Source organism: Azospirillum baldaniorum, from assembly GCF_003119195.2.
In the GTDB taxonomy this organism is placed as follows: Bacteria; Pseudomonadota; Alphaproteobacteria; order Azospirillales; family Azospirillaceae; genus Azospirillum; species Azospirillum baldaniorum.
In genome coordinates this window covers 1,571,182-1,594,029 of sequence record NZ_CP022253.1, presented here as the reverse complement: position 1 = coordinate 1,594,029, position 22,848 = coordinate 1,571,182, and the positions used below count along the sequence as shown (strand labels likewise).

General features: G+C 67.9%; 18 protein-coding genes. 5 read left to right on the top strand and 13 right to left on the bottom strand.

The features are described from left to right. Position 1 precedes the first annotated feature (1 nt). The 3 genes from Sp245p_RS07455 to Sp245p_RS07445 all read right to left on the bottom strand — a co-directional run bounded on the left by Sp245p_RS07455 (position 2) and on the right by Sp245p_RS07445 (position 4,524). The gene (locus Sp245p_RS07455) at positions 2-1,765 is read right to left on the bottom strand and encodes a sensor histidine kinase (protein WP_014240636.1); all 1,764 of its coding nucleotides are present in this window, start codon (positions 1,763-1,765) and stop codon (positions 2-4) included. 133 nt (positions 1,766-1,898) lie between these two features. Then, a complete protein-coding gene (locus Sp245p_RS07450; protein WP_014240635.1) occupies positions 1,899-2,501 on the bottom strand; it encodes a response regulator transcription factor in 603 nt (200 codons plus the stop codon). After that, positions 2,494-4,524, bottom strand: a complete 2,031-nt coding sequence (locus Sp245p_RS07445; protein WP_109138439.1) for a sensor histidine kinase — start codon at positions 4,522-4,524, stop codon at positions 2,494-2,496. The genes Sp245p_RS07450 and Sp245p_RS07445 overlap by 8 nt, the downstream gene beginning before the upstream one ends. Before the next feature lie 149 nt (positions 4,525-4,673). Here Sp245p_RS07445 and Sp245p_RS07440 point away from each other — a divergent pair, with 149 nt between their 5' ends. From Sp245p_RS07440 to Sp245p_RS07430, 3 genes are all read left to right on the top strand, one after another. Beyond that, a complete protein-coding gene (locus tag Sp245p_RS07440; protein WP_014240633.1) occupies positions 4,674-5,684 on the top strand; it encodes a TRAP transporter substrate-binding protein in 1,011 nt (336 codons plus the stop codon). Positions 5,685-5,803: 119 nt separating this feature from the next. Further along, on the top strand, positions 5,804-6,490 hold the full coding sequence (locus Sp245p_RS07435; protein ID WP_014240632.1) for a TRAP transporter small permease: 687 nt from the start codon (positions 5,804-5,806) through the stop codon (positions 6,488-6,490). Then, complete coding sequence (locus tag Sp245p_RS07430) at positions 6,487-7,785, top strand: TRAP transporter large permease (RefSeq protein ID WP_014240631.1); 1,299 nt, start codon at positions 6,487-6,489, stop codon at positions 7,783-7,785. Before Sp245p_RS07435 ends, Sp245p_RS07430 begins: the two co-directional genes overlap by 4 nt. Positions 7,786-7,877: 92 nt before the next feature. Here Sp245p_RS07430 and Sp245p_RS07425 read toward each other — a convergent pair whose 3' ends face one another. From Sp245p_RS07425 to Sp245p_RS07415, 3 genes are all read right to left on the bottom strand, one after another. Then, complete coding sequence (locus Sp245p_RS07425; RefSeq protein WP_014240630.1) at positions 7,878-8,234, bottom strand: zinc ribbon domain-containing protein YjdM; 357 nt, start codon at positions 8,232-8,234, stop codon at positions 7,878-7,880. 119 nt (positions 8,235-8,353) lie between these two features. Then, positions 8,354-9,967 carry a methyl-accepting chemotaxis protein gene (locus tag Sp245p_RS36645; protein WP_014240629.1) on the bottom strand — a complete coding sequence of 538 codons (1,614 nt, stop codon included), beginning with the start codon at positions 9,965-9,967 and terminating at the stop codon, positions 8,354-8,356. Positions 9,968-10,027: 60 nt separating this feature from the next. Next, positions 10,028-10,783, bottom strand: coding sequence for a type 2 periplasmic-binding domain-containing protein (locus Sp245p_RS07415; RefSeq protein WP_014240628.1), 756 nt, complete (start codon positions 10,781-10,783; stop codon positions 10,028-10,030). A gap of 223 nt (positions 10,784-11,006) precedes the next feature. Here Sp245p_RS07415 and Sp245p_RS07410 point away from each other — a divergent pair, with 223 nt between their 5' ends. Both Sp245p_RS07410 and Sp245p_RS07405 read left to right on the top strand, forming a co-directional pair. Further along, the gene (locus Sp245p_RS07410) at positions 11,007-13,058 is read left to right on the top strand and encodes a molybdopterin oxidoreductase family protein (RefSeq protein WP_014240627.1); all 2,052 of its coding nucleotides are present in this window, start codon (positions 11,007-11,009) and stop codon (positions 13,056-13,058) included. 118 nt (positions 13,059-13,176) lie between these two features. Then, a complete protein-coding gene (locus tag Sp245p_RS07405) occupies positions 13,177-14,271 on the top strand; it encodes an NAD(P)H-dependent flavin oxidoreductase (protein ID WP_014240626.1) in 1,095 nt (364 codons plus the stop codon). A 24-nt stretch (positions 14,272-14,295) separates the two neighbouring features. Here Sp245p_RS07405 and Sp245p_RS07400 read toward each other — a convergent pair whose 3' ends face one another. From Sp245p_RS07400 to Sp245p_RS07370, 7 genes are all read right to left on the bottom strand, one after another. Further along, positions 14,296-15,333 (bottom strand): GGDEF domain-containing protein, encoded by a 1,038-nt coding sequence (locus Sp245p_RS07400; RefSeq protein ID WP_014240625.1) that lies wholly within the window; start codon positions 15,331-15,333, stop codon positions 14,296-14,298. Positions 15,334-15,453: 120 nt separating this feature from the next. Beyond that, positions 15,454-15,966, bottom strand: a complete 513-nt coding sequence (locus Sp245p_RS07395) for a pentapeptide repeat-containing protein (RefSeq protein WP_014240624.1) — start codon at positions 15,964-15,966, stop codon at positions 15,454-15,456. Between the two features lie 80 nt (positions 15,967-16,046). After that, complete coding sequence (locus Sp245p_RS07390; protein ID WP_014240623.1) at positions 16,047-16,541, bottom strand: thioesterase family protein; 495 nt, start codon at positions 16,539-16,541, stop codon at positions 16,047-16,049. Between the two features lie 141 nt (positions 16,542-16,682). Further along, on the bottom strand, positions 16,683-20,174 hold the full coding sequence (gene metH, locus Sp245p_RS07385) for a methionine synthase (RefSeq protein ID WP_109138438.1): 3,492 nt from the start codon (positions 20,172-20,174) through the stop codon (positions 16,683-16,685). A gap of 61 nt (positions 20,175-20,235) precedes the next feature. Next, entirely contained in the window at positions 20,236-20,709 is a 474-nt protein-coding gene (locus tag Sp245p_RS07380; protein ID WP_014240620.1) for a DUF29 domain-containing protein, read from the bottom strand. Between the two features lie 53 nt (positions 20,710-20,762). Further along, positions 20,763-21,644 carry a methylenetetrahydrofolate reductase [NAD(P)H] gene (gene metF / locus Sp245p_RS07375; protein ID WP_014240619.1) on the bottom strand — a complete coding sequence of 294 codons (882 nt, stop codon included), beginning with the start codon at positions 21,642-21,644 and terminating at the stop codon, positions 20,763-20,765. Further along, positions 21,641-22,624 (bottom strand): ArsR/SmtB family transcription factor, encoded by a 984-nt coding sequence (locus Sp245p_RS07370; protein WP_041811811.1) that lies wholly within the window; start codon positions 22,622-22,624, stop codon positions 21,641-21,643. The genes metF and Sp245p_RS07370 overlap by 4 nt, the downstream gene beginning before the upstream one ends. Positions 22,625-22,848: the final 224 nt, after the last annotated feature.

The following is a 22,848-nucleotide window of genomic DNA, read 5'->3' as shown; positions in this document are numbered from 1 at the left end:
ATCACTCCGCCTTGAACAGCAGGGCGGCTCCACGTTCGGCCGGCGGAGTGGGTGACGGGGTGCCGGGAAGGACGATGTTCACCACCGTGCCTTCTCCGGGAACGCTGCTCAAGGTCAGCCGACCGCCGTGGGCTTCCACAAAGCGCTTGGCGAGCGGAAGCCCCAGCCCCGTGCCGGAGTGGGCCTTGGTCATGTAGCTGTTTACCTGACGGAACGGCTCCAGCGCGATCTTGATGTCCTCCGATGACATGCCGATGCCCGTGTCGGCGACGGTCAGCGACACGCAGCCATCCCCGCCACGCGCCGCATCCACACGCACCCGTCCACCCGCCGGCGTGAATTTGATGGCGTTGGACAGCAGGTTCAGGACCGCCTGCCGCAAGCGCATGGCGTCGGCCATCACCGTCAGGCCGGGTTCGATGGGAGAGCAGTCCATCCGCACCCCCTTCTGGCCGGCCAGCGCCTCCACCAACTCGACGCACTCGCCGAGCAGGACGGCGACCCGAACCGGCTCCGGATACAATTCCAGGCGCCCCGCCTCCACCTTCGCCATGTCCAGCACGTCGTTGACCAGCGACAGAAGATGCTGGCCGGAAACATGGATGCTGGCGATGTATTCCTGATGCTTCGGCGGGCTTGGACCGAACAGGCCGGACATCAGCGCCTCGCTGAAGCCGATGATCGCGTTCAGCGGTGTGCGCAGTTCGTGGCTCATGTTGGCGAGGAAGTCGGACTTCGCGAGGTTCGCGGCCTCCGCATGCTCCTTTTCCGCCTCCAGCCGGCGGCGCTGCTCCGCCAACATGGCCTCGCGGGCCTGACGGGCCTCGCGCTCCGCATGGCGGCGGCGGCGGACATGGCGCGTCACCACCAGCGACAGCACCAGCGTCGCCAGACCGGCCCCCGCCGCACCGGCCAGGACGGTGGTGCGCGTCTGATTCAACTGCCCGCTGATCTGCTCGAACGGGACGGCCACGATGATCGACCATCCGGTCTGCTGTGAGCGGTGGACGAGGACCAGCGCCTCATGCCCTTCCCGGGTCGTCGCCGAGAACAGCTTCGAATGCGGCTCCATCAGCCGGGGCACCATCATATCCCTGACCTTCTGACCGACATGCAGGTCAGGGTCATGGGAGCGCGCGGCGATGACCATGGAGGGATCGACCACCGACACCGTCCAAGCCGGAGGAATGCCCGATCCGCGCAGCACGGCGCCCAACCCCTCCAGCCCGACCGCCAGCGACAGGACGTGCCGGACGGGCACGCCCGGGGGACCTTCCGGGTCAAGGATCGGCGCACGGACGATCAGCGCCGGGCGCCCCGGCGGCCCTCCCGGAGGCAAAACCCCGCCGACCACCGTCCGCTGCGTGGCGACCACCTGCCGGGTCACCTCGTCCAGACGCGGGGGCGGCAGGGGGACGCCAAGCGGGTATTGGGTATGGAATTGGAGGGACATGTCCTCCACCCTCACCATTCCGACCGCCAACCAGCCCGGCTGGCTTCGCACGGCTTCCGCCGCCTCCGACTTCAGCAGGGCGAGATCGTCCACCATGTTGCGGCTCAACGCGGCCAGGAGTTCCAGAGGGCGGGCCTTGCTTTCCAGCTCCCGGTCGATGGCGACCATCACGGAACGGGCCTGCGCCGCCAACTCCGCCGCCAGCACGTCCTGCTGCCGGAGATCCAGAATCCAAACCACCACCGCCAGGAACAGCAGCAGCGGGGCGATGGCGGCTAACCCCAGACCAAGCGTCGATGAGGGCAGGCGCAAGGCACTCTCCGACCTTTGACGGAAATGAAACGGCGACCGGACTGGACAGGGAAAGGCGGCATGCACGTCCTATCCCAATGGGTCGCCCGCATCGGTCCGCCTGTCAAGCCCGTCGGTTGCTTTCCTTCGCTCCTCACCCCACCGTCGCGAGTATGCGGGCAAGCTCAACCGCCGTCTTGACGCCCATCTTCTCGAAGACGTGGGCGCGGTGCACCTCGACGGTCCGCATGCTGATCCCCAGCTCGTCGGCGATGACCTTGTTCAGCTTGCCGGCCACCACCAGCCCCATCACCTGCCGTTCGCGCTGGGTCAGGGTCGCCAGCCGGGCAGCGACGCCGGCCTGCCCGGCCTGCCGCGCCCGTTCCCCGGCGTCGAAGGCCAGGGCCTCGATCACCCGGTCGACGAGGTCGTTGTCGTTGAAGGGCTTCTCCACGAAATCGCGGGCGCCCTTCTTCAAGGCCGAGACGGCGATGGGCACGTCGCCATGGCCGGTCAGGAACAGCACGGGCATCCGGCAGCCCATGGCGGACAGCCGGTCGAACAGTTCCAGCCCGCTCATCCCCTCCATGCGGATGTCGAGCAGAAGGCAGCCGGCCATGGCCGGGTCGTAGTCGGCGAGGAACGCCTCCGCCGACGGCCAGGAGGCCACCGGGACGTTGCGCGACTGGAACAGCCAGCCGAGAGCGTCGCGGATCGCCTCGTCGTCATCGACGATGTGCAGCTTCGGCTCACACATCTTGCGGGCTCTCGTCCTGGGACATCGCCGCGCCCGACAGGGACGGGGCGGATAGGACCGGCAGGGAGAAGAGGAACACGGTGCCGCCGTCCGCAGCGGGCTCGAACCACAGGCGCCCCTGATGATGTTCGATGATGGACCGGCAGATGTTCAGGCCCATGCCCATGCCCTCGGTCTTGGTGGTGAAGAAGGGAGAAAACAGTTTTTCCGCATTTTCGGGCGAAATGCCACAACCGCGGTCCTGGATGCGCGTCAGGACCGACCCGTCCATCGCCTGCACCGCCACGCTCAGCCGGCGGCGGTCGCGGCGGGTCGAAGCCATCGCTTCGATGCCGTTGCGCATCAGGTTCACCACAACCTGCTGCAGCAGGATGCGGTCGGCCATCACCGCCGGCAGGCCACGCCCCATCTCCAGCACCAGCTTCACCCCTTGCTGGCGGGCGTCGGCCTCCATCAGCGCCACGCAATCCTCCAGAACCTCGGACAGACAGCAGGGAGCGACGTTCGGTTCGCTCTTGCGCACGAAGTCGTGGATCCGGCGGATGATCTGGCCGGCACGCTTGGCCTGCCCGGACAGCTTCTCAAGCGCCGTGGCCAGTTCGTCCGGCCGGATGCTGCCAGCCTGGAGGCGGTTGAGGCAACCGGTGCAATAGCTGGCGATGGCCGACAGCGGCTGGTTCAACTCATGAGCCAAGGTCGAGGCCATCTCGCCCATGGTGATGAGCCGCGCCGTCTGCTGGAGCCGTTCCTGCTGCTGGCGGGCCAGTTCCTCCGCCCGCTTGCGCTCGGTGATGTCGAGGACGGAGCCCATCCAGCCGGTGTGCCGTCCCTTGGCGTCGATCAGCGGGGCCTCGTAGATCAGCGCGTCGAACCGCTCGCCGTTGGCCCGGCGGAAGCGCAGCTCGAAGCCGTTGGCCGGCGCGTTGCCGGCCAGGACGGCGCGGAAGACCTCCTCGGTGTGGACGAGATCCTCGGGCAGCCAGTAGGGCATGATCGGACCGGCCCCGACCAGTTCCTCCGCCGACCAGCCGACCATGCGGCAGAAGGCCGGATTCACATAGATGATGCGTCCGTCCAGGTCGCGGGCGCGCATGCCCACCGTCAGGCTGTCCTCCATCGCCTTGCGGAAGGCGTGTTCGGCGCGCAGCGCCTCCTCCGCCCGGATTCGCCGGGCGATGTGACGGCGCACCGCCCACAGGCTCCACAGGGCCGAAACGGTCAGCGCGAAGATGGCGGCGATCAGGATGTTGCGCCCGAGGTTGCCGGACAGCTGATGCAGCGTGGCGACCAGGGTCAGGCCATGCCCCGGCGGATCGAAGGGCACGACATGGCTGCGCCGCGGCTCCGGCATCGCGATGCGCGACTTGGTCCCCAGCACCGCGCCGTAGGGGTCGATGACCTCCAACTGGTAGCGTTGGGCGAACCACCAGGGCACGTGATGGGTCAGCAGGGCGTCGATCGACAGCACGCCGGCGAGCGCGCCCGCGAACTGATCTCCACGGAAGATGGGAATGACGATCTCGAAGGCGGTGTCGGCGGCCCCCAGCCGGTAGGGCGCTGAGTAGGCCCGGCGGCCCGAGGAGCGGGCGATCAGGAAGGCATCGGCGCGCGGGCTGGGGCCGAAGGCGTCGTCCAGCGCCGGCCCATCGTCCACCGGCGGCTCCGACCGCACCGGCCGGCCTTGCGGGTCCAGCCGCACCACCCGCTGGATCGCCGGATTCACCGTCACGATGTGGCGCGCCATCACCGAGTAGTTCACCGGTGTGGTGTCCTCGCGCCCCAGCGATTCGGCGAGATACTGCAGCTTCTCCTCGTCGGAGGTCAGTTGGAAGTGGAGATTCTGCTCCACCCACAGCACGTCCTTGATGAGGGTGAGAGTCTCCTCCTCCCGCTCGCTGCGGTGGAGCACCCACAGGAAGACGCCGAACAGAAGGACGACCAGCGCCATCGCCACGATGGGCATGGCCTGCACCGGGCCGCGCTGGCCGAGGCCATGGGCGGCGCTGGCCGCACCACCGGTCATGGGGGGAGAGGTGTTGGCACGGCAACCAATATGTCACGTTCACAGCTACGGATTTCCACAATAGCGTCAGGGGCGAAATTATCGAACAATGAAAGAATATCAAAGGCCGGACCATCAGTCTGACCAACAACAAGTGGAGGATGACCCCTATGAAGTTCGTTTCGCTGCTGTGCGCCACCGTCGCCGCCGGCTGCCTGATGGCGGCCACCGCCGCCACCGCGCAGGAGCCGATCGTCATCAAGTTCAGCCACGTCGTCGCTCCGGAAACCCCGAAGGGCAAGGGCGCCGAGAAGTTCAAGCAGCTGGCCGAGCAGCGCACCGCCGGCAAGGTGAAGGTCGAGGTCTATCCCAACAGCCAGCTCTACAAGGACAAGGAGGAGCTGGAGGCCCTGCAGCTCGGCGCCGTGCAGATGCTGGCCCCGTCGCTGGCCAAGTTCGGCCCGCTGGGCGCCAAGGAATTCGAGATCTTCGACCTGCCCTACATCTTCCCCTGCAAGACCGCCCTGGTGAAGGTCACCACCGGCCCGATCGGCAAGCAGCTGTTCCAGAAGCTGGAGAACAAGGGCATCACCGGTCTGGCCTATTGGGACAACGGCTTCAAGATCATGAGCGCCAACAAGCCGCTGCACGCCACGGCGGACTTCAAGGGCCTGAAGATGCGCATCCAGTCGTCGAAGGTGCTGGACGCGCAGATGCGCGCGCTCGGCGCCCTGCCGCAGGTGATGGCCTTCTCCGAGGTCTATCAGGCGCTGCAGACCGGCGTCGTCGACGGCACCGAGAACCCGCCGTCCAACATGTACACCCAGAAGATGCACGAGGTGCAGAGCCACGCCACGCTCTCCGACCACGGCTATCTGGGCTACGCGGTCATCGTGAACAAGAAGTTCTGGGACGGCCTGCCGGCCGACGTCCGCACCCAGCTCGACGGTGCGATGAAGGAGGCGACCGAGTACGCCAACAACATCGCCCAGGAAGAGAACGACAAGGCGCTGGAAGCCATGAAGGCCGCCGGCAAGACCAAGTTCTACGAGCTGACCAAGGACGAGCGCGCGTCGTGGCGCCAGGCCATGCTGCCGGTCCACGAGGACATGGCGTCGCGCGTCGGCAAGGAACTGCTGGCCAGCATCAAGACCGAGACCGACGCCGCCAAGTGCGAGTGATCACGAGAGTCTGATCGGGCGGCCCGGCCGCCCGGTCCAATCAAGCAAGACCAACGCACAGCCCCCGGCAAGCGCCCGCTCATTCGACGCGGGCGCTTCCTCCTGCGCGCGGAGCCACCATGCCCATGAAAATCCTAGACCATCTGGAGGAGATTCTTATCGCCTTCCTGATGGCTGCGGCGACGACGATCATCTTCATCTCGGTCGCCCACCGTTACGCCGCCGGTTTCCCCATCATCCAGGACTACATCCTCCACTGGAATCTGGCCTGGGCGCAGGAGCTGTGCATCTACATGTTCGTCTGGATGGCGAAGTTCGGCGCCGCCTACGGTGTCCGCACCGGCATCCATGTGGGCGTGGACGTCCTCATCAACAAGCTGTCCACGCCCCTGCGCGCGAAATTCATCGTGTTCGGCCTGCTGGCCGGCGCGACCTTCACCGGCGTGGTCGGCACGATGGGGTCCACCTTCGTCTGGCACATGTCGGACACCGAGCAGGTGTCGGCCGACCTGGAATGGCCGATGTGGATCATCTATCTGGCGATCCCGCTCGGCTCCTACCTGATGTGCTTCCGCTTCCTTCAGGTGATGGTGAACTTCCTGCGCACCGGCGAACTGCCGCACCACGACCACGGCCATGTCGAGGGTCTGGAGGAGGACACCACCGACCCGCAGCGCGCCGCGCAGGACGTCAACTGGTACGAGATGGACGACAACCTGCACCCGCACGACATCGCCCATCACGAGGGCCGCAAGCCCGGCAACGGCCCGGATTCCGCTAAGGGACCGAAGGAGAACGACCGATGAACGCCGCCATCATCTTCGGCCTCCTGCTGGTTCTGATGCTGACCGGCATGCCGATCTCGATCTCGCTCGGCCTGACGGTTCTGACCTTCCTCTTCACCATGACCCATGTGCCGATCGAGGCCGTGGCGCTGAAGCTGTTCACCGGCATCGAGAAGTTCGAGATCATGGCGATCCCGTTCTTCATCCTGGCCGGCAACTTCCTGACGCACGGCGGCGTGGCCCGGCGCATGATCAACTTCGCCACGGCGATGGTCGGCCACTGGCACGGCGGCCTCGGCCTTGCCGGCGTGATGGGCTGCGCCCTGTTCGCGGCGGTGTCCGGCTCCAGCCCGGCGACGGTGGTGGCCATCGGCTCCATCGTGCTTCCGGCGATGGTCGCCCAGGGCTTCCCGAAGCAGTTCGGCGCCGGCGTCATCACCACCTCGGGCGCGCTGGGCATCCTGATCCCGCCGTCCATCGTGATGGTGATGTACTGCGTCGCCACCAGCGGCACCGCGAACTCCGCCTCGGTCGGCCAGCTCTTCATGGCGGGCGTCATCCCCGGCCTGATGCTGGCCTTCGTGCTGGGCGGCGTCACCTGGTACCGCGCGCGCAAGTTCGGCTACCCGCGCCTGCCCAAGGCCAGCCTGGGCGAGCGCTTCAAGGCCTTCCGCGAAGCGATCTGGGGCCTGTCGCTGATCGTCATCGTCATCGGCGGCATCTATTCCGGCGTCTTCACGCCGACCGAAGCCGCGGCGATGAGCGCCGTCTACGCCTTCATCATCGCGGTCTTCGTCTACAAGGACATGCCGCTGCGCGGCGTGCCGAAGGTCCTGCTGTCCTCGGCCAGCATGTCGGCGATGCTGCTCTACATCATCACGAACGCGGTGCTCTTCTCGTTCGTGCTGACGTCGGAGAACATCCCGCAGGCGATCGCCGACTGGATCGTCAACCAGGGTCTGGGCGTGATCGCCTTCCTGCTGGTGACGAACATCCTTCTGCTGATGGCCGGCAACTTCATGGAGCCGTCGTCGATCGTGCTGATCATGGCGCCGATCCTGTTCCCGGTCGCCATGAAGCTGGGCATCGACCCGGTCCATTTCGGCATCATGATGGTCGTGAACATGGAGGTCGGCATGTGCCACCCCCCGGTGGGCCTGAACCTCTACGTCGCGTCGGGCATCACCAAGATGGGCATCACCGAACTGACCGTGGCCGTCTGGCCGTGGCTGCTGGCGATGCTGGGCTTCCTGGTGCTGATCACCTACGTGCCGATCATCTCCACCTGGCTGCCGCGCGCGCTGGGGATGATGTAATCCCCCGGTGCCGGGCGAAAGCCCATAAGGAAAACCCCTCGTCGGAGCAATCCGGCGAGGGGTTTTCCTTTTCCGGGGAAGCCGGGGCGCCGTCACGCCTTCTTGACAAATTCCGACTTCAGGTTCATCGCGCCGATGCCGTCGATCTTGCAGGCGATGTTGTGGCCGTCGGCCCCGTCGACCAGACGGATGTTCTTCACCTTGGTGCCGCCCTTGACGACCAGGGACGAGCCCTTGACCTTCAGATCCTTGATGACCGTCACCGCGTCGCCGTCGCTCAGCGCGTTCCCGTTGGCGTCCCGCACCCCCTGATCCGCCACAGCCTCCGCACCCGCGCCGCCTTCGGCCTGCGGGTTCCATTCATGGGCGCATTCGGGGCAGATCCACAGCATGCCGTCCTGATAGACATGCTCGGAGTTGCATTTCGGGCACTTCAATCCGTCGTCCATATCATCCTCGCCTTTCGGGAGCGGCATCCTAGTGCGGCGAGGCGAAATCCGGAAACGCAACTTGCCCGCGGCGGGCATGCGCGCCCATCGCAGGCAAGTTGCGTGTCATCGCGGGCCGTTTACGCCGCCTTGATCGAGGCCAGGAACCTCTGCACCTCGTCGCGCAGATCGACGAAGCGGGCCTGGAGGGTCTGGGCGACCTCCACCGACTCCCGGGCCGCCGTCGCCACCTCCGACGAGGCGCCGGAAGCGACCGCGATGCTGCGGGTCACGGTGTCGGCCTCGCCGGCCACAGTGCGGACCTTCTCGGCGATCTCGCCCGTCGCGGCCAATTGCTGCTGGACCGAGGCGGCGATCTCCGCCGAGCGCTGGCTGAGCTGGCCGATGGTTTCGGTGATGGCGCCGATGGCGGACACCGTCTCCTGGGTGACCGACTGGATGGCGCCGATCTGGGTGGCGATCTCCTCCGTCGCCTTGGCGGTCTGGCTGGCCAGATTCTTCACCTCGCTCGCCACCACGGCGAAGCCCTTGCCGGCCTCCCCGGCCCGCGCCGCCTCGATTGTCGCGTTCAGGGCCAGCAGGTTCGTCTGGCCGGCGATCGAAGTGATGAGGCTGGTGATCTCGCCGATCTTGGCGGCACCGGCGGCCAGCGCCTCCACTGTCTTGCGGCTGGCGTCGGCGCGGTCAATGGCCTGGGCGGACATGGCGACCGACTGCTTCACGCTCTCGGCGATGCTGCGGATCGACTGGGTGAGTTGCTCCGCCGCCGCGCTGGCGGTCTGGACGGTGCGGCTGGTCTCGTCGGCGGCCCCGGCCACCGATGCGTTGCACTGGTCGGCGCGCAGCGCGCTCTCCAGCATGCTGCCGGCGCTGCCCTTCATCTGCGAGGCGGCGGTCGAGGCCTCGCCGACCGTCGCCTGGACCGAGCGGTCGAAGGCGGCGGCAAGGCGGGTCAGCCGCTCGCCCCGCTGCGCCTCCTCCGCCTGCCGGGCGAGCTTCTCGGCTTCGAGCTGCTGGCGGTGCTGGGCGTTCTGGCGGAGCATGTCGATGGTGCGGGCCATCGCTCCCATCTCGTCGCGACGGTCCAGCGCCGGCACGGCGACCGCGTAGTCGCCCTGGGCCAGCCGCCCGACCATCGCGGTGATCTGCATCAGAGGGCGCGTGATGGCCGAGACGACGAGGTAGAGCGCCGCCATGATGGCGAGGAAGGCGACCGCCCCGACGGCGATCTGGGTCACCGCGTCGGCGGTCACCCGCGCCTCCACCCGGTCGGTGCGCAGGCGCAGGACGAACTCGCCGATGGTCTTGCGCTGTCCGGCCTGCCCGCCGACGATGGGTTTCACCACCTCGATGAAGCCCTTGGCAGCCTTGGTGTCGCCGACCTCGGCGACCACCTTGGCCTTGTCGTCGCGCACCTGGGCGCCGAGAAAATCGGGGTCGGAGGACGGCGCCTTGGCGACCTCGCGCACCTGTTCGGTGTCGAAGTCGAAGAGCGGGATCGCCGCCGCGCGGGCCTGCAGCGACGCCACCATGTCGGCGCGCGCCGCCAGCGTCTCCTTCGCTTGGTTGGCCGAGCTGTGCACGCCCCAGGCGATGGCCAGAACCTGATAGACCAGCAGCACGCCGCCGATCAGCAGCAACGCCCGCAGGCGCAGCCCCAGACCGCCGCCTACATTTCTGCCGCCTTGATTCCCGCTGTCCCGCGCCCCGTCTGCCGCGCCGCTGACCGTCATGATCCGCCCTTTTCTCTTGCTGAACAATCGGTTGCCGAACGGTCGGCGCCCGCCTCGGCGCTATTGGGTCGCCTTGAACCCGGCTTCGAGCTTCGCCAGAACCGCCGCGGCGTCGGGGGTCTTCTTCGACACCACGATGTAGACGTCCAGGCTCTGGACCGGCGTCGCCTTCAGGTCGGCGAGCGTCTTCCCGCCCAGCGCCTGCTGCATGGGCAGCGAGTATTGCAGCAGCGTCGGCGCCCGCCCGGCCTGGAGCAGTTGAAGCGCCTGGTCGGCGGTGCGCGCGTCGACCATCTGCACCTTGTTGGCCGGGTCCTCCATCCAGGCGCGCCAGCCGCCGTAGGAATAGCCATTCAGCGCGATGACCGCCTTGCCCGACAGATCCTCCTTCGCCTTGACCGCCGGGGCTTCGCCGATGCCGTAGGCGTTCAGCTCGATCCGGGCGATCGGGGCGGCGCTGATCAGCGTGGTGCCATCGAATTCCTTGACCGTGCGGATTCCAAGGAAGATGTTGAACTCGCCGTCCGCGATGCCGGAGAAGAGGCGGCGGGCGGGGGCTGATTCGGCGGTGTAGGCGATGCCGGCAGCCTTGGCGGCCTTGTCGAACGCCTCGATCAGGCTGCCCTTCGCAGCCCCGCCGTCGGTCTGGGTGTAGGGCGGGAATTCCACATAGCCGACCTTGACCCCGTCCGCCCACGCCGTGGCGATCCCCGGAGCGGCCATGCCGGCAACGGCCCCGACCATGGCTCCGAGCAGGCTGGCGAACACCCCGGCCCGCAGCGTCCGCCGGGTGCCTCCGGCAACATTCGCGATCATACGGCTTCCCCTTGATGTGTCGTTCCGCGCTCGCGCCGGCGCGCAGGCCGTCTTATGCGAGTATTTTTTGGAAAACATACATCTTTCCGCGACGCACCTCCACAAGGATAGGGCTGCAATATTGAAATCTGATGGCAGTCCTTAAACAATTCTGACCGGTTGCGGAATGCCGGACGCCGGACATAAGCTGACCGTCGCTTTTTCCCCGCCGAGGCGCCCCTCCGTGAACTCCGTCTTCCTGCCGACCGCCTGCCCGCACGATTGCCCGAGCACCTGCGCCCTCGAAGTGGAACGGGTGGCACCGGACCGCATCGGCAAGGTCCGCGGGGCCGCCGCCAACAGCTACACGGCGGGCGTCATCTGCGCGAAGGTCAGCCGCTACGCGGAGCGCGTCCATTCTCCCGACCGGCTGAGGACGCCCCTGCGGCGCACCGGCCCCAAGGGGTCCGGCCAATGGGCGGAAATCGGTTGGGACGAGGCGCTGGACCGCATCGCCGACGCCTTCCTGGACGCCGAGCGGGTCCACGGCGCGGAAGCCGTCTGGCCCTATTTCTACGCCGGCACCATGGGGCTGGTGCAGCGCGGCGGCATCCAGCGGCTGCGCCACGCCAAGGGCTATTCCCGGCAGATCAGCACGGTCTGCGACACGCCGGCCAACATGGGCTGGCTGGCCGGCCACGGCGACATCCGCGGCGCCGACCCGCGCGAGATGGCCGACAGCGACCTGATCGTGAACTGGGGCGGCAACCCGGTGGCGACCCAGGTCAACGTGATGACCCACGTCAGCCGCGCCCGCAAGGGCCGCGGGGCGAAGCTGGTCACCATCGATCCCTACCGCACCGGCACGGCGGAGGTGTCGGACCTCCACCTGATGCTGCGCCCCGGCACCGACGGCGCGCTGGCCTGCGCGGTGATGCACGTCCTGTTCCGCGAGGAGTTGGCCGACCGCGCTTATCTCGGCCGCTACGCCGCCGGGGCGGACCGGTTCGAAGCCCATCTCGCCACCCGCACGCCCGAGTGGGCGGCGGCGATCACCGGCCTGACGGTGGAGGAGATCGTCGGCTTCGCCCGCCTCTACGGCGCCACCAAGCGCAGCTATCTGCGGCTGGGCTACGGGCTGACGCGCGCCCACAACGGCGCGGCGCAGATGCACGCGGTGTCCTGTCTGCCGGTGGTCACCGGTGCCTGGGCGCACAAGGGCGGCGGGGCGCTCTACTGTTCGTCGGGCATCTACAGCATCGACCGCACCCTGTCGGAGGGGCTGGACCGGCTAGACACCTCGGTGCGCGGTTTCGACCAGTCGCGCATCGGCGCGGTGCTGACCGGGGAGGACATCGCCAGCGGTCCCCCCATCACCGCCATGCTGATCCAGAACACCAACCCGGCGGCGATCTGTCCGGACAGCGCCCGCGTGCGCCGCGGCTTCCTGCGCGACGATCTGTTCGTGGCGGTGCACGAGCAGTTCATGACCGACACCGCGCAGCTGGCCGACATCGTCATCCCCGCCACCACCTTCCTGGAGCACGACGACCTCTACCGCGGCGGTGGGCAGATGCACATCCTGATCGGCCGCAAGGTGATCAAGCCGCAGTTCGAGGCGCGCGAGAACCACTGGGTGATTTCCGAGCTGGCGCGCCGCGTCGGTGCCGAGCATCCGGGCTTCGGCATGAGCGCGCTGGAGATCATCGACTCCATGCTGAAGACCTCCGGCCTGACCGACGCCGCCACCCTGACGGAACAGCGCTGGATCGACGCCCAGCCGGATTTCGAGACCTCGCATTTCCTGAACGGCTTCGCCTTCCCGGACGGGCGGTTCCGCTTCGCGCCGGACTGGGCGGCGCTCGGCCCCTACGGCGCTGGCCAGTTGCCGGAACTGCCGGACCACATGGCGCCGGGGCGCCCGGCCGACGCGGAGCATCCCTTCCGCCTCGTCACCGCCCCGGCGCGGCAGTTCCTCAATTCCAGCTTCACCGAGACGGTGACCGCCCAGCGCCGCGAAGGCCGTCCGACCGTCCTGATCCATCCGGAGGACGCGGCGGACCTCGCCCTGGCCGACGGCGACGCCGTGCGCCTCGGCAACGGGCTGGGCAGCGTCGTCGTCCACGCCAAGCCCTTCGCCGGGGTGCCGCGCGGGGTGGTGATCGTGGAGGGAATCTGGCCGAACAGCGCCTTCCTGGAGGGGATCGGGATCAACACCCTGACCTCGCCCGAGCCGATCCCGCCGGCGGGCGGGGCCGCCTTCCACGACACGGCGGTGTGGCTGCGCGCGGCGTGACGTGGCCACGGCCTCCCATCACCGGACATGATCCGTCCCATCTGAACAAATCATTTTTCACGATGGTCGGACTGCCCTAGCCTCCCTCCGCGGATCACCGAAAGCGGAGGGCGGCGCGATGCCGGTTCACACCAGTCTGACCCAGCGCCTGGGCCTGTCCAACCCCATCGTCCAGGCCCCGATGGCCGGGGGCGCCGACACGGCGGACCTCGTCGCCGCGGTGGGCGAGGCGGGCGGCATCGGCTTCGTCGGGGCGGCCTATCTGTCCCCGGACCAGATCGCCGAACGGGCGCGGGCGATCCGCGCCCGCACCGCCCGCCCCTTCGGGATCAACCTGTTCGTCCCCCTGCCCGCGCCCGAGGCACCGGATGCCGGGAGGATGGACGCGGCGGTCGCCGCCATCGCGCGCTACCACGCCGATCTCGGCCTGCCCACTCCCGGGACACCGGTCCTGGGAGCCGATGGCTTCGCCGCCCAATTGGCGGCGGCGCTGGACTGCGGGGCCTCGGCCTTCAGCTTCACCTTCGGCATTCCGCCCGCCGACGCGCTGGCCGCCATCAAGGCACGGGGCATGCTCCTGATCGGTACGGCGACCGACGTCGAGGAAGCCATTGCGCTGGAGCGGGCCGGCATGGACGCCGTGATCGCCCAGGGGGCCGAGGCCGGTGGGCACCGCGGCAGCTTCGCCACGGGCCCGGGCGAGGTGGACTTCGCCGCCGGACTGGTCGGCACCATGGCGCTGGTTCCGCAGGTGGTGGACGCGGTGACCCTGCCGGTGCTGGCCTCCGGCGGCATCATGGACGGGCGCGGCATCGCGGCGGCGCTGGCGCTGGGCGCCACCGCTGTGCAGATGGGCACCGCCTTCCTGACCTGCGTGGAGGCCGGCATCCCCGAGGCGCACAAGCGGGCGATCCTCGATGCCCGCGAGACCGAGACGCGGGTGACCCGCGCCTTCTCGGGCCGCCCGGCGCGCGGGATCGTGAACCGGGTCATGGAGGACATCGCGGACGGTGACGCCCTGCCCTTCCCCCTTCAGAACGCGCTGACCCGCCCGATGCGCACCGCCGCCGCTCAGCAGGGGCGGGCGGAGTTCCTGTCGTTGTGGGCCGGACAAGGGGTCCGTCTGGCGCGGAGGCAGACGGCGGCGGAGCTTATGGCGCGGCTGGTGGACGAAACCGACGCCGCGGTCCGACGCCTGACCGGCGGCGGCTGATGCATCGGGACTGACGGCTGGCGCTCAGCCCGTCACCGTGGCCTCCGCGCAGACGCGGTTGCGCCCGCCGCGCTTGGCGGTGTAGAGCGCCTCGTCGGCGCGGCGCATCAGAGCCAGCAGGTCCTCGCCGGGGCGGTATTCGGCCGCCCCGACCGACAGGGTGACCGAACCGTAGGTGGCGTTGCGCGTCCGGTTGATGATCTGCCGCGACCCCACGGAGGCGCGAAGCTGCTCGGCCAGCTTGATGGCGTTGGCAAGCGCGGTGTGCGGCAGGATGACGCTGAACTCCTCCCCGCCGTAGCGGGCGACGGTGTCGCGCCCCTTCACCCCTTCGGTCAAAACCTTGGCGACCAGTTTCAGCACATGGTCGCCGACGAGATGGCCGTGGGTGTCGTTGAAGCGCTTGAAATGGTCGATGTCCACCATCAGCAGCGTCATCGGCAATCCGGTCTGCGCCGCATCCTCCGCGGCGGAGACCAGCGCCAGATCGAAGCCGCGCCGGTTGGCGATTCCGGTCAGCCCGTCAGTCATCGCCTCCCGCCGCGCCGAATCCAGGACGACGCGCAGCTCGGCCAATTGCTGGCTGGATTCGAGAAGCTGGCTCTGCAAGCGGGTCTGGCGATCGGCGATGGCGGTGGTCTCCGCCGCGATGGCTGCCACCATGGCGCGCAGCTCGGCCAAGCTCATCGGCTGGTCCAGCTCGCCCCGGAAGCCGGCCAGCGCCTGCCCGTAGCGGTCGGTCTCCGAACCGACGCTGCCCAGCTGGTCGAGGATGCGGCCCAAGGCGACGCGCGCCCGTTCCGACGTCTCGCGGATGGCCTGGGCCTCGGCATCCAGCGTGAAGAAGCGTTTGTACAGCTCGTCGCAATGGCTTTGCGACAGCGTGGCACCGTCACGCTGAGCCAGCTCGATGGCGCGCGTCAGGTCCGGATTCTGACCGCCAAAATAGGCGTACCAGAGGGTGAAATTCTCCGGATTCGGCAACAATCCATTGGCGTCGATCCGATCCATGGCGCGGACAGCGAGAATCCGCGCCGTCTCGAAATCCTCTTCGCCCGCCATTGCCATTGCCTTTCCACTGCTCATTGGCAAAAAGGCTACCGCAGCGGCAAAGAGACGGGCAAGGAACTTTGGAGTAAGGACATTATATTACATATGATCGGAAATATACTTGCCCGCCGATCAGTTGCACTGGCCCAGGGATTTCTCGGCGCAGACCGTCGTGCCGTCGATCCAGATGGCCCCGGACAAGTCGGCGTGCCGCAGGTCCGCACCGCCGAGGCGCGCCCCGGTGAAGTCGACCTTCTGCAGGATGGCGTTCACCAGTTTCGCGTTGCGCAGGTCGGTTTCCTTGAGGGAGGCCCCCGTCAGATCGGCCCGCGTGAAATCGGCCTCGATCAGGCGGGCGCCATCCAGCTTCACCCCCGGCATCGTGGCGCTGAAGAATTTCGCGCGATAGCTGTCGGTGTCCGACAGGTCGGCGTCCTTCAGCGTGGCACGCTGGAAGGTGGCGTCGCGCAGCATCGCCCCGGACAGCTTCGCCGACGACAGATCGCGCCCGTCGAAGTAGCAGCGGCGCCAGTTCACCTTAGGCTGCGCCGGGTCGGTGCATTCGGCGAGAGCGACGGAGGGAACCAGGGCTGTGCCCAGGAAGGTGGCAAGTACCGCGAAGGCGGCGAAAATTGTCGTCTTCATGCGCCAACAGATAGTGTCGCAGGGGCCGAATAACAAAGGGTCCGGCGCAACAAAAGGCCGCGGCGGGCAGCGACTTACCGTCACGCCCCCTTCGGAGTCCGCAGCCCGACCGATCGCCCGGCCTGCGGCGGCACGGGCAGAGTGGCGTGCTCCGCCACGGTGCGTGTCAGCCGCTCCGCGGTTTCCGGAGCCAGCGGCACCGAACGGCGCTCCGCCAGATCGACATGGAGCAGAACGAATTCCGCCGTAGCGGCGAGGAATCCGTCCTCCTCATGGCGCATTTCGTGGAACAGATGCAGCCGCTTGGCGTCCGCGCCCAGCACCAGGGACGTGAAAGTCAGCCCGTCACCCTCCGTGACCTCGTGGGCATAGGTCAGGTGCGCCTCCACCGCGAACATCGACCGCCCCTCGCCCTCCGCGTAGGCCTTGCCGATCCCGAAATGGTCGAGCACGGCGTCGGTCGCGTGGTCGAAGGCGAGCAGGTAATAGGCCACGTTCATGTGGCCGTTGTAGTCGATCCACTCCGGGCGGACGGTTTCCCGGTGCAGGCGAAGCGGGGTGGGCGAATGGTTCATGCCCTCAAGGATAAGCGATGCCGTTGCGCTTTGGGAACCGGCTTGGATGGTCAGCCAAGCCGGTTCCGGCGATCCTGAAGACGCCTCCTTCCCCATTGCGACACGGGAAAGGAGGCGATGCCCCGGTCCAGGCGCTCCGCGTCACACGCTGAAGTACTTCGCCCGCGGGTGGTGCAGGACGATGGCCGACGTGCTCTGCTCCGGGTGGAGCTGGTGCTCGTCGGACATCTCCACGCCGATCCGCCCGGCGTCGAGGAGCTTCAGAAGCTGCTCCTGGTCGGCGAGGTTCGGGCAGGCCGGGTAGCCGAAGCTGTAGCGGCTGCCGCGATAGGCCTGCTGCAGCAGCTTCTCCTTGTCGCGGCTGTCCTCTGCGCCATAGCCCAGTTCGGCGCGGATGCGGGCGTGGACATACTCCGCCATCGCCTCGGTCATCTCCACCGACAAGCCGTGCAGGTAGAGATAATCCTGGTAGCGGTTCTCGGCGAACCACTCCCGCGCCACCTCGGCGCAATGCTGGCCCATGGTGACGATCTGGAGGCCCAGCACGTCGCGCTCGCCGTCGTTCACATCGCGGAGGAAGTCGGCGATGCACTCGCCGTCCTCCTTGGCCTGACGCGGCAGGCTGAAGCGGGCGACCTCGCTGGTCCCGTTCTCGGCGAACAGGATGACGTCGTCGCCGTCGGCCGCCGCCTTCCAGTAGCCGTAGACCGCCTGGGGCCGCAGGATCTCCTCCTTCGCGGCGATCTGGAGGATGCGATCGAGCACCGGGCGAAGCTCCTTCTTCGCCCACTCCTTGAACTCCTCGAAGGACTTGCCGTCCTTCCGGTAGCCCCACTGGAGCTGATAGAGCATGCGCTCGTTCAGATAGGTCACCAGCGTCTTCAGAGGCACATGCTCGATGACCTTCGGCCCCCAGAAGGGCGGCGTCGGCACCGGCACACCCTCGGCCAGACGGGCGCGGCGGGCGCGGGCGGCGTCCTTGTCCACCGGACCGATGGTGGCGCTCGTCGCCTGACCGAGCACGCGGCGGCGGTTGACCGCCCGGCCCGCCCGCTTGGCCTGCTGGATGGCGAGCTGCTGGTCGAAGCTGCCGCCCACCACCTGATCCATCAGGGTCAGCCCGTCGAAGGCGTCGCCGGCATAGGCCACGCGGCCCGAGCCGTAGGAGGCCACGCAGTCCGTCTCCACATAGGCGCGGGTCAGAGCGGCGCCGCCGAGCAGGACCGGAACCTCCAGCCCCTCGCGGGTCATCTCCTCCAGATTCTCGCGCATGACGACGGTGGACTTCACCAGCAGGCCGGACATGCCGACGGCGTCGGCCTTGTGCTCCTTCGCCGCCTGGATGATCGCGCCGACCGGCTGCTTGATGCCCAGGTTGACGACCTTGTAGCCGTTGTTGGTCAGGATGATGTCGACGAGGTTCTTGCCGATGTCGTGGACGTCGCCCTTCACGGTGGCCAGCACCATGGTGCCCTTCTGCTGGCCGTCCAGCTTCTCCATGTGCGGCTCCAGCCACGCCACGGCGGCCTTCATGGTTTCCGCGGACTGGAGCACGAAGGGAAGCTGCATCTTGCCGGCGCCGAACAGCTCGCCCACCACCTTCATGCCGTCGAGCAGGTAGGTGTTGATGATCTCCAGCGGCGGGTGGGTCTTCATCGCCTCGGCGAGATCGTCCTCCAGCCCGGTGCGGTCGCCGTCGACGATGCGCTCCTTCAGCCGCTCCTCGACCGTCTCGGCGCGGGCCTTCTTCTTGGCGTCCGCCGCCTTGCGACCCTCGAACAGGGCGATGAAGGCCTGAAGCGGGTCATACCCTTCCGCGCGGCGGTCGAAGATCAGGTCCTCGGCGGTCTTGACCTCCTTTTCCGGGATCAGGTGCAGCGGCATGATCTTCGACACATGCACGATGGCGCCGGTCATGCCGCGCTTCACCGCATGGTCGAGGAAGACCGAGTTCAGCACGTGGCGGGCCGCCGCGTTCAGGCCGAAGGAGACGTTGGACAGGCCCAGGATGATCTGGCAGCCGGGCATCTCGCGGCTGATCGCCTCGATGCCCTCCAGCGTCCAGATGGCCAGCTTGCGGTCGTCCTCGTTGCCGGTGGCGATGGTGAAGGTCAGCGGGTCGAACAGCAGGTCGTGGGCCGGCAGGCCAAACTCGTTGACCGCGAGGTCGTAGAGGCGCTTGGCGACGGCGAGCTTGCGCTCCGGCGTCTTCGCCATGCCCTCCTCGTCGATGGTCAGAGCGATCACCGCCGCGCCGAACTTCTTGGCGAGCGCGAGGCGCTTGCGGGCCGGCTCCTCGCCGTCCTCGAAGTTGATGGAGTTGATGATCGCCTTGCCGCCGTAGAGCGCCAGCGCCTTCTCCAGAACGATGTATTCGGTGGAGTCGATGACCAGCGGGGCGGTGACCGAGCCGGCGAAGCGCTGCACGACGGCCTTCATCTCCGCCACCTCGTCGCGGCCGACGAAGGCGGTGCAGACGTCCAGCGTGTGCGAACCTTCCTTCACCTGCTCGCGCGCCATCTCGACGCAGCCGTCCCAGTCGTTCTTCTCCTGAAGCTCGCGCCACTTCTTGGAGCCGTTGGCGTTGCAGCGCTCGCCGATGGCGAAGAAAGCGTTCTCCTGGCGCAGCGTGACCTGCGAGTAGAGCGAGGCGACCGCAGGCACCCAATGGACCGTGCGGCCCTTCGGGTTCGGGCGGTGCGACCCGGCCGGGGCCAGCTTGCGCAGCATCTGGTTGGCCGCCGCGATGTGCGGAACGTTGGTGCCACAGCAGCCGCCGACGAGGTTCACCCCGTCCTCGGTCACGAAGCGCTCCAGCCAGTGGGCGAAGTCGTCGGCGCGCAGCGGGTAGTGCGTCTTGCCGTCGACCAGTTCCGGCAGGCCGGCGTTCGGCTGCACGGAGACGAGTCCCGGCCAGTTCTGGGTCAGCCACTTCACATGCTCGCTCATCTCCAGCGGGCCGGTGGCGCAGTTCAGGCCCATCAGCGGGACGTCCAGCGCCTGGATCACCGTGGCCGCCGCGGCAATGTCGGTGCCGACCAGCAGCGTGCCCGTGGTTTCCACGGTCACCTGGACGAAGACCGGCGTGTCGCTTCCAGCTTCGGCGCGGGCGCGCTTGATGCCGTTGACGGCGGCCTTGATCTGCAGCGGGTCCTGGCAGGTCTCGACCAGGATGGCGTCGGCGCCGCCGGCGATCAGGCCGGCCGCCTGGACGAAGAAGCTGTCCTCAAGGTCCTGATAGGGGATGTGGCCCAGGCTGGGCAGCTTGGTGCCCGGCCCGACCGAGCCGATGACGAAGCGCGGCTGCCCGTCCGTGAAGGTTTCCGCCGCCTCGCGCGCCAGCTCGACCGCGCGCTGGTTGATCTCGAACGCCTTCTCCGAGATGCCGAATTCGCCCAGCGTCACCGGGGAGGCGCCGAAGGTGTCCGTCTCCACCATGTCCGCGCCGGCCTCGAAATAGCCGCGGTGGATCTCCCGCACGATGTCCGGACGCGAGAGCGGCAGGATGTCGGTGCAGTTCTCGTGCCCCCAGTAGTCCTTCTCCACATCGAGGTCGAGCGCCTGGATGCGGCTGCCGAACCCGCCGTCGCAGAGCAGGACGCGGTCGCGGAGAGTGTCGAGAATGTGCGGCATGGGAAGGGTCTGGTCCGTTTCGGAAGGAAGGTCGTGCGGAAAGGTTCAGGAAGTCGGCGATTTACTCAAGGCCGTGGCGGTTCGTCGGCCACCAGTCCTCATCGAGAATCTGCTCAAGGGCGTAAGGACACTCGACAGGAAGCTCCCGCTCATCGATGCGATCCTGCCCGAGCCCGTCGGTGGCGAAGCCACGGCCGCGGCGGAAGGCGAACGGAAGGTCCATGTGGCTCTTCAAGCTTGGGCTGTCGGCCAATGCATCCACGGCAGCGGCCCGCTGTTCGCGCACGGACTTCCGCCAACCGCTGCGCGGGTCGGACGCCGGGGAAAGTTCCAGCTTCAGAAGATGCTCGATGACACGGGCCAAATGGCTGTTGATCGCGCGCCGGTCGTTCCGCCCCATGTCCTCGATCTCCTCCGCCACATGCTCCCAGTCGATGGGCGTGTTCAGACGTTCGCGGGCGGCTTCGCGGAGAAGGCGGGCCTGTTCCTGGGTCCAGGCGTAGAAGTCGTCGTCGTACCCGATCCGGCTGTCCATGGCCCCTCCTCCGCGACCGCGATCATCCGCAACACCCTAGCACAGGGGGGCGGTCAGGACACCGCCGGCTGCTTTGCCTTGACGCCCAGCATCCGGCAGATGGCCACCGTCAGGTCGGAGCGGTTCAGTGTGTAGAAATGGAAGTCCTTGATGCCCTGAGCCTGAAGCGCCTGGCACTGCTCCGCCGCCATGGTCGCGGCGACGAGCTGGCGGGTCTCCGGATCGGAATCCAGCCCCTCGAAGGTCTCGGCGAAGCGCTGGGGCATCGCCGCCCCGCACTTGCCGGCGAACTCCACCGCGCGGGCGAAGTTGGTGATCGGCAGGATGCCGGGCACGATCGGCACGGTGATGCCGGCGGCGGCACAACGGTCGAGGAAGCGGAAATAGGCGTCGTTGTCGAAGAAGAACTGGGTGATCGCCCGCGTCGCCCCGGCGTCCACCTTGCGCTTCAGGTTGTCCAGGTCGAACTGCGCGCTCGGCGCCTCCGGATGGGACTCCGGATAGGCGGCGACGGAGATCTCGAAGTCGGCGACCTTCTTCATCCCGGCCACCAGATCGGCGGCGTAGGCGTAGCCGCCGGGGTGCGGGACGTAGCGCCCACCCACCCCGCCCTCGGTCTCCGGCGGATCGCCGCGCAGGGCCACGAGATGGCGGATGCCGGCGTCCCAGTAGGTGCGGGCGATGGCGTCGATCTCCTCGCGCGTCGCACCCACGCAGGTGAAATGGGCGGCGGCGGGGATGCCCGTCTCCTTCTGGATGCGCGTCACCGTGTTGTGCGTGCGTTCGCGCGTCGAGCCGCCGGCCCCGTAGGTCACCGAGACGAAGGAGGGGCTGAGCGGGGCAAGGCGCTGGATCGCCTGCCACAGGCTCTGTTCCATCTTCTCCGTCTTGGGCGGGAAGAATTCGAAGCTGACCGACGGGATGCCGGACGTCATGACTGGGCTCCGCTGATGGAGAGGATGGAAGGATCGGCCGGAGATGCGCCCTTCGCGGCGCGCACCGCCGGCCAGATGGATACGGTAAGCGGTTCGCCCGGCAGATGCACCACGGCACCGCAGTCCAGACCGCATTGGCGGCACCAAGCTGCGACCTCGGCGTCGGCGAAGCCCAGCCGTCGGTGCGCGTGCTCCGCCCGCAGGGATTCCAGAGCGTGGGGAGCGAAGTCGACCAGCAGCAGCAGGCCGCCGGGCCGCAGCACCCGCGCCGCCTCGGCCAGCAGATCGGCCGGCGCCTCCGCGAAATGCAGCACCTGATGGACGATCGCCGCGTCGAAGGACCCCGATGGGAAGGGAAGCTGGTACATGTCCGCCTGCCGCACATGGCAGTGGCGGAGCGCCGTGTCCTCCAGCTTGGTGCGGGCGATGGACAGCATCTCGCGCGACTGGTCGACGCCCACGGCGCGCCGGGCGCGCGGACCCAGAACCTCCAGCATGCGGCCCGTGCCGGTGCCGATGTCCAGGAGGTCCCCGATCCCGTCGGCGGGGATCAGGCGCAGCAGGGCCTCCTCCACCTCGCGTTCCGGGACGTGGAGGGAACGGATTTCATGCCAGCGGGCGGCGTTCTCGCGGAAATAGCTGGCCGCCGCCTCGGAGCGGGCGCGCTTGATCGCCTCCAACCGCTCCAGATCCAGCGTCATGGTCGGATCGTCGGAGGGGATCGCGTCCACCAGCACCCGCGCCAACTCCGCCGAGGCGCCGCGCTCCGTCAGCCGGTAGAAGGCGAAGGTGCCCTCCCGGAAGCGGTCGAGAAGACCGGCGTCGCACAGCAGCTTCAGATGGCGGGACACCCGCGGCTGGCTCTGCCCCAGGATCTGGGTCAGCTCGGTCACCGTCAGCTCGCCATGCGCGCACAGCGCCAGCAGCCGAAGCCGCGTGGTCTCCGCCGCCGCCTTCAATGTCGCAAGCAGTTCGTCCATGACCGCCGGCACCATCCCGAATCGCCCCAAAGGGCCGGCCGGCCACCACGGCCCGCCATACGGGATACAGATATAAAGATATCTTTATGCAGCGTAAACACGTTTTCACCGCTCACCCTTCCAATCGGGCGGCATCGGCTGACGGGACGCCCGGACGGCACGCGAAGGGCGCGGCAATCCTACCACATAGGGCGGTATCCGTATGGTGACCTCGCGTGGCACGC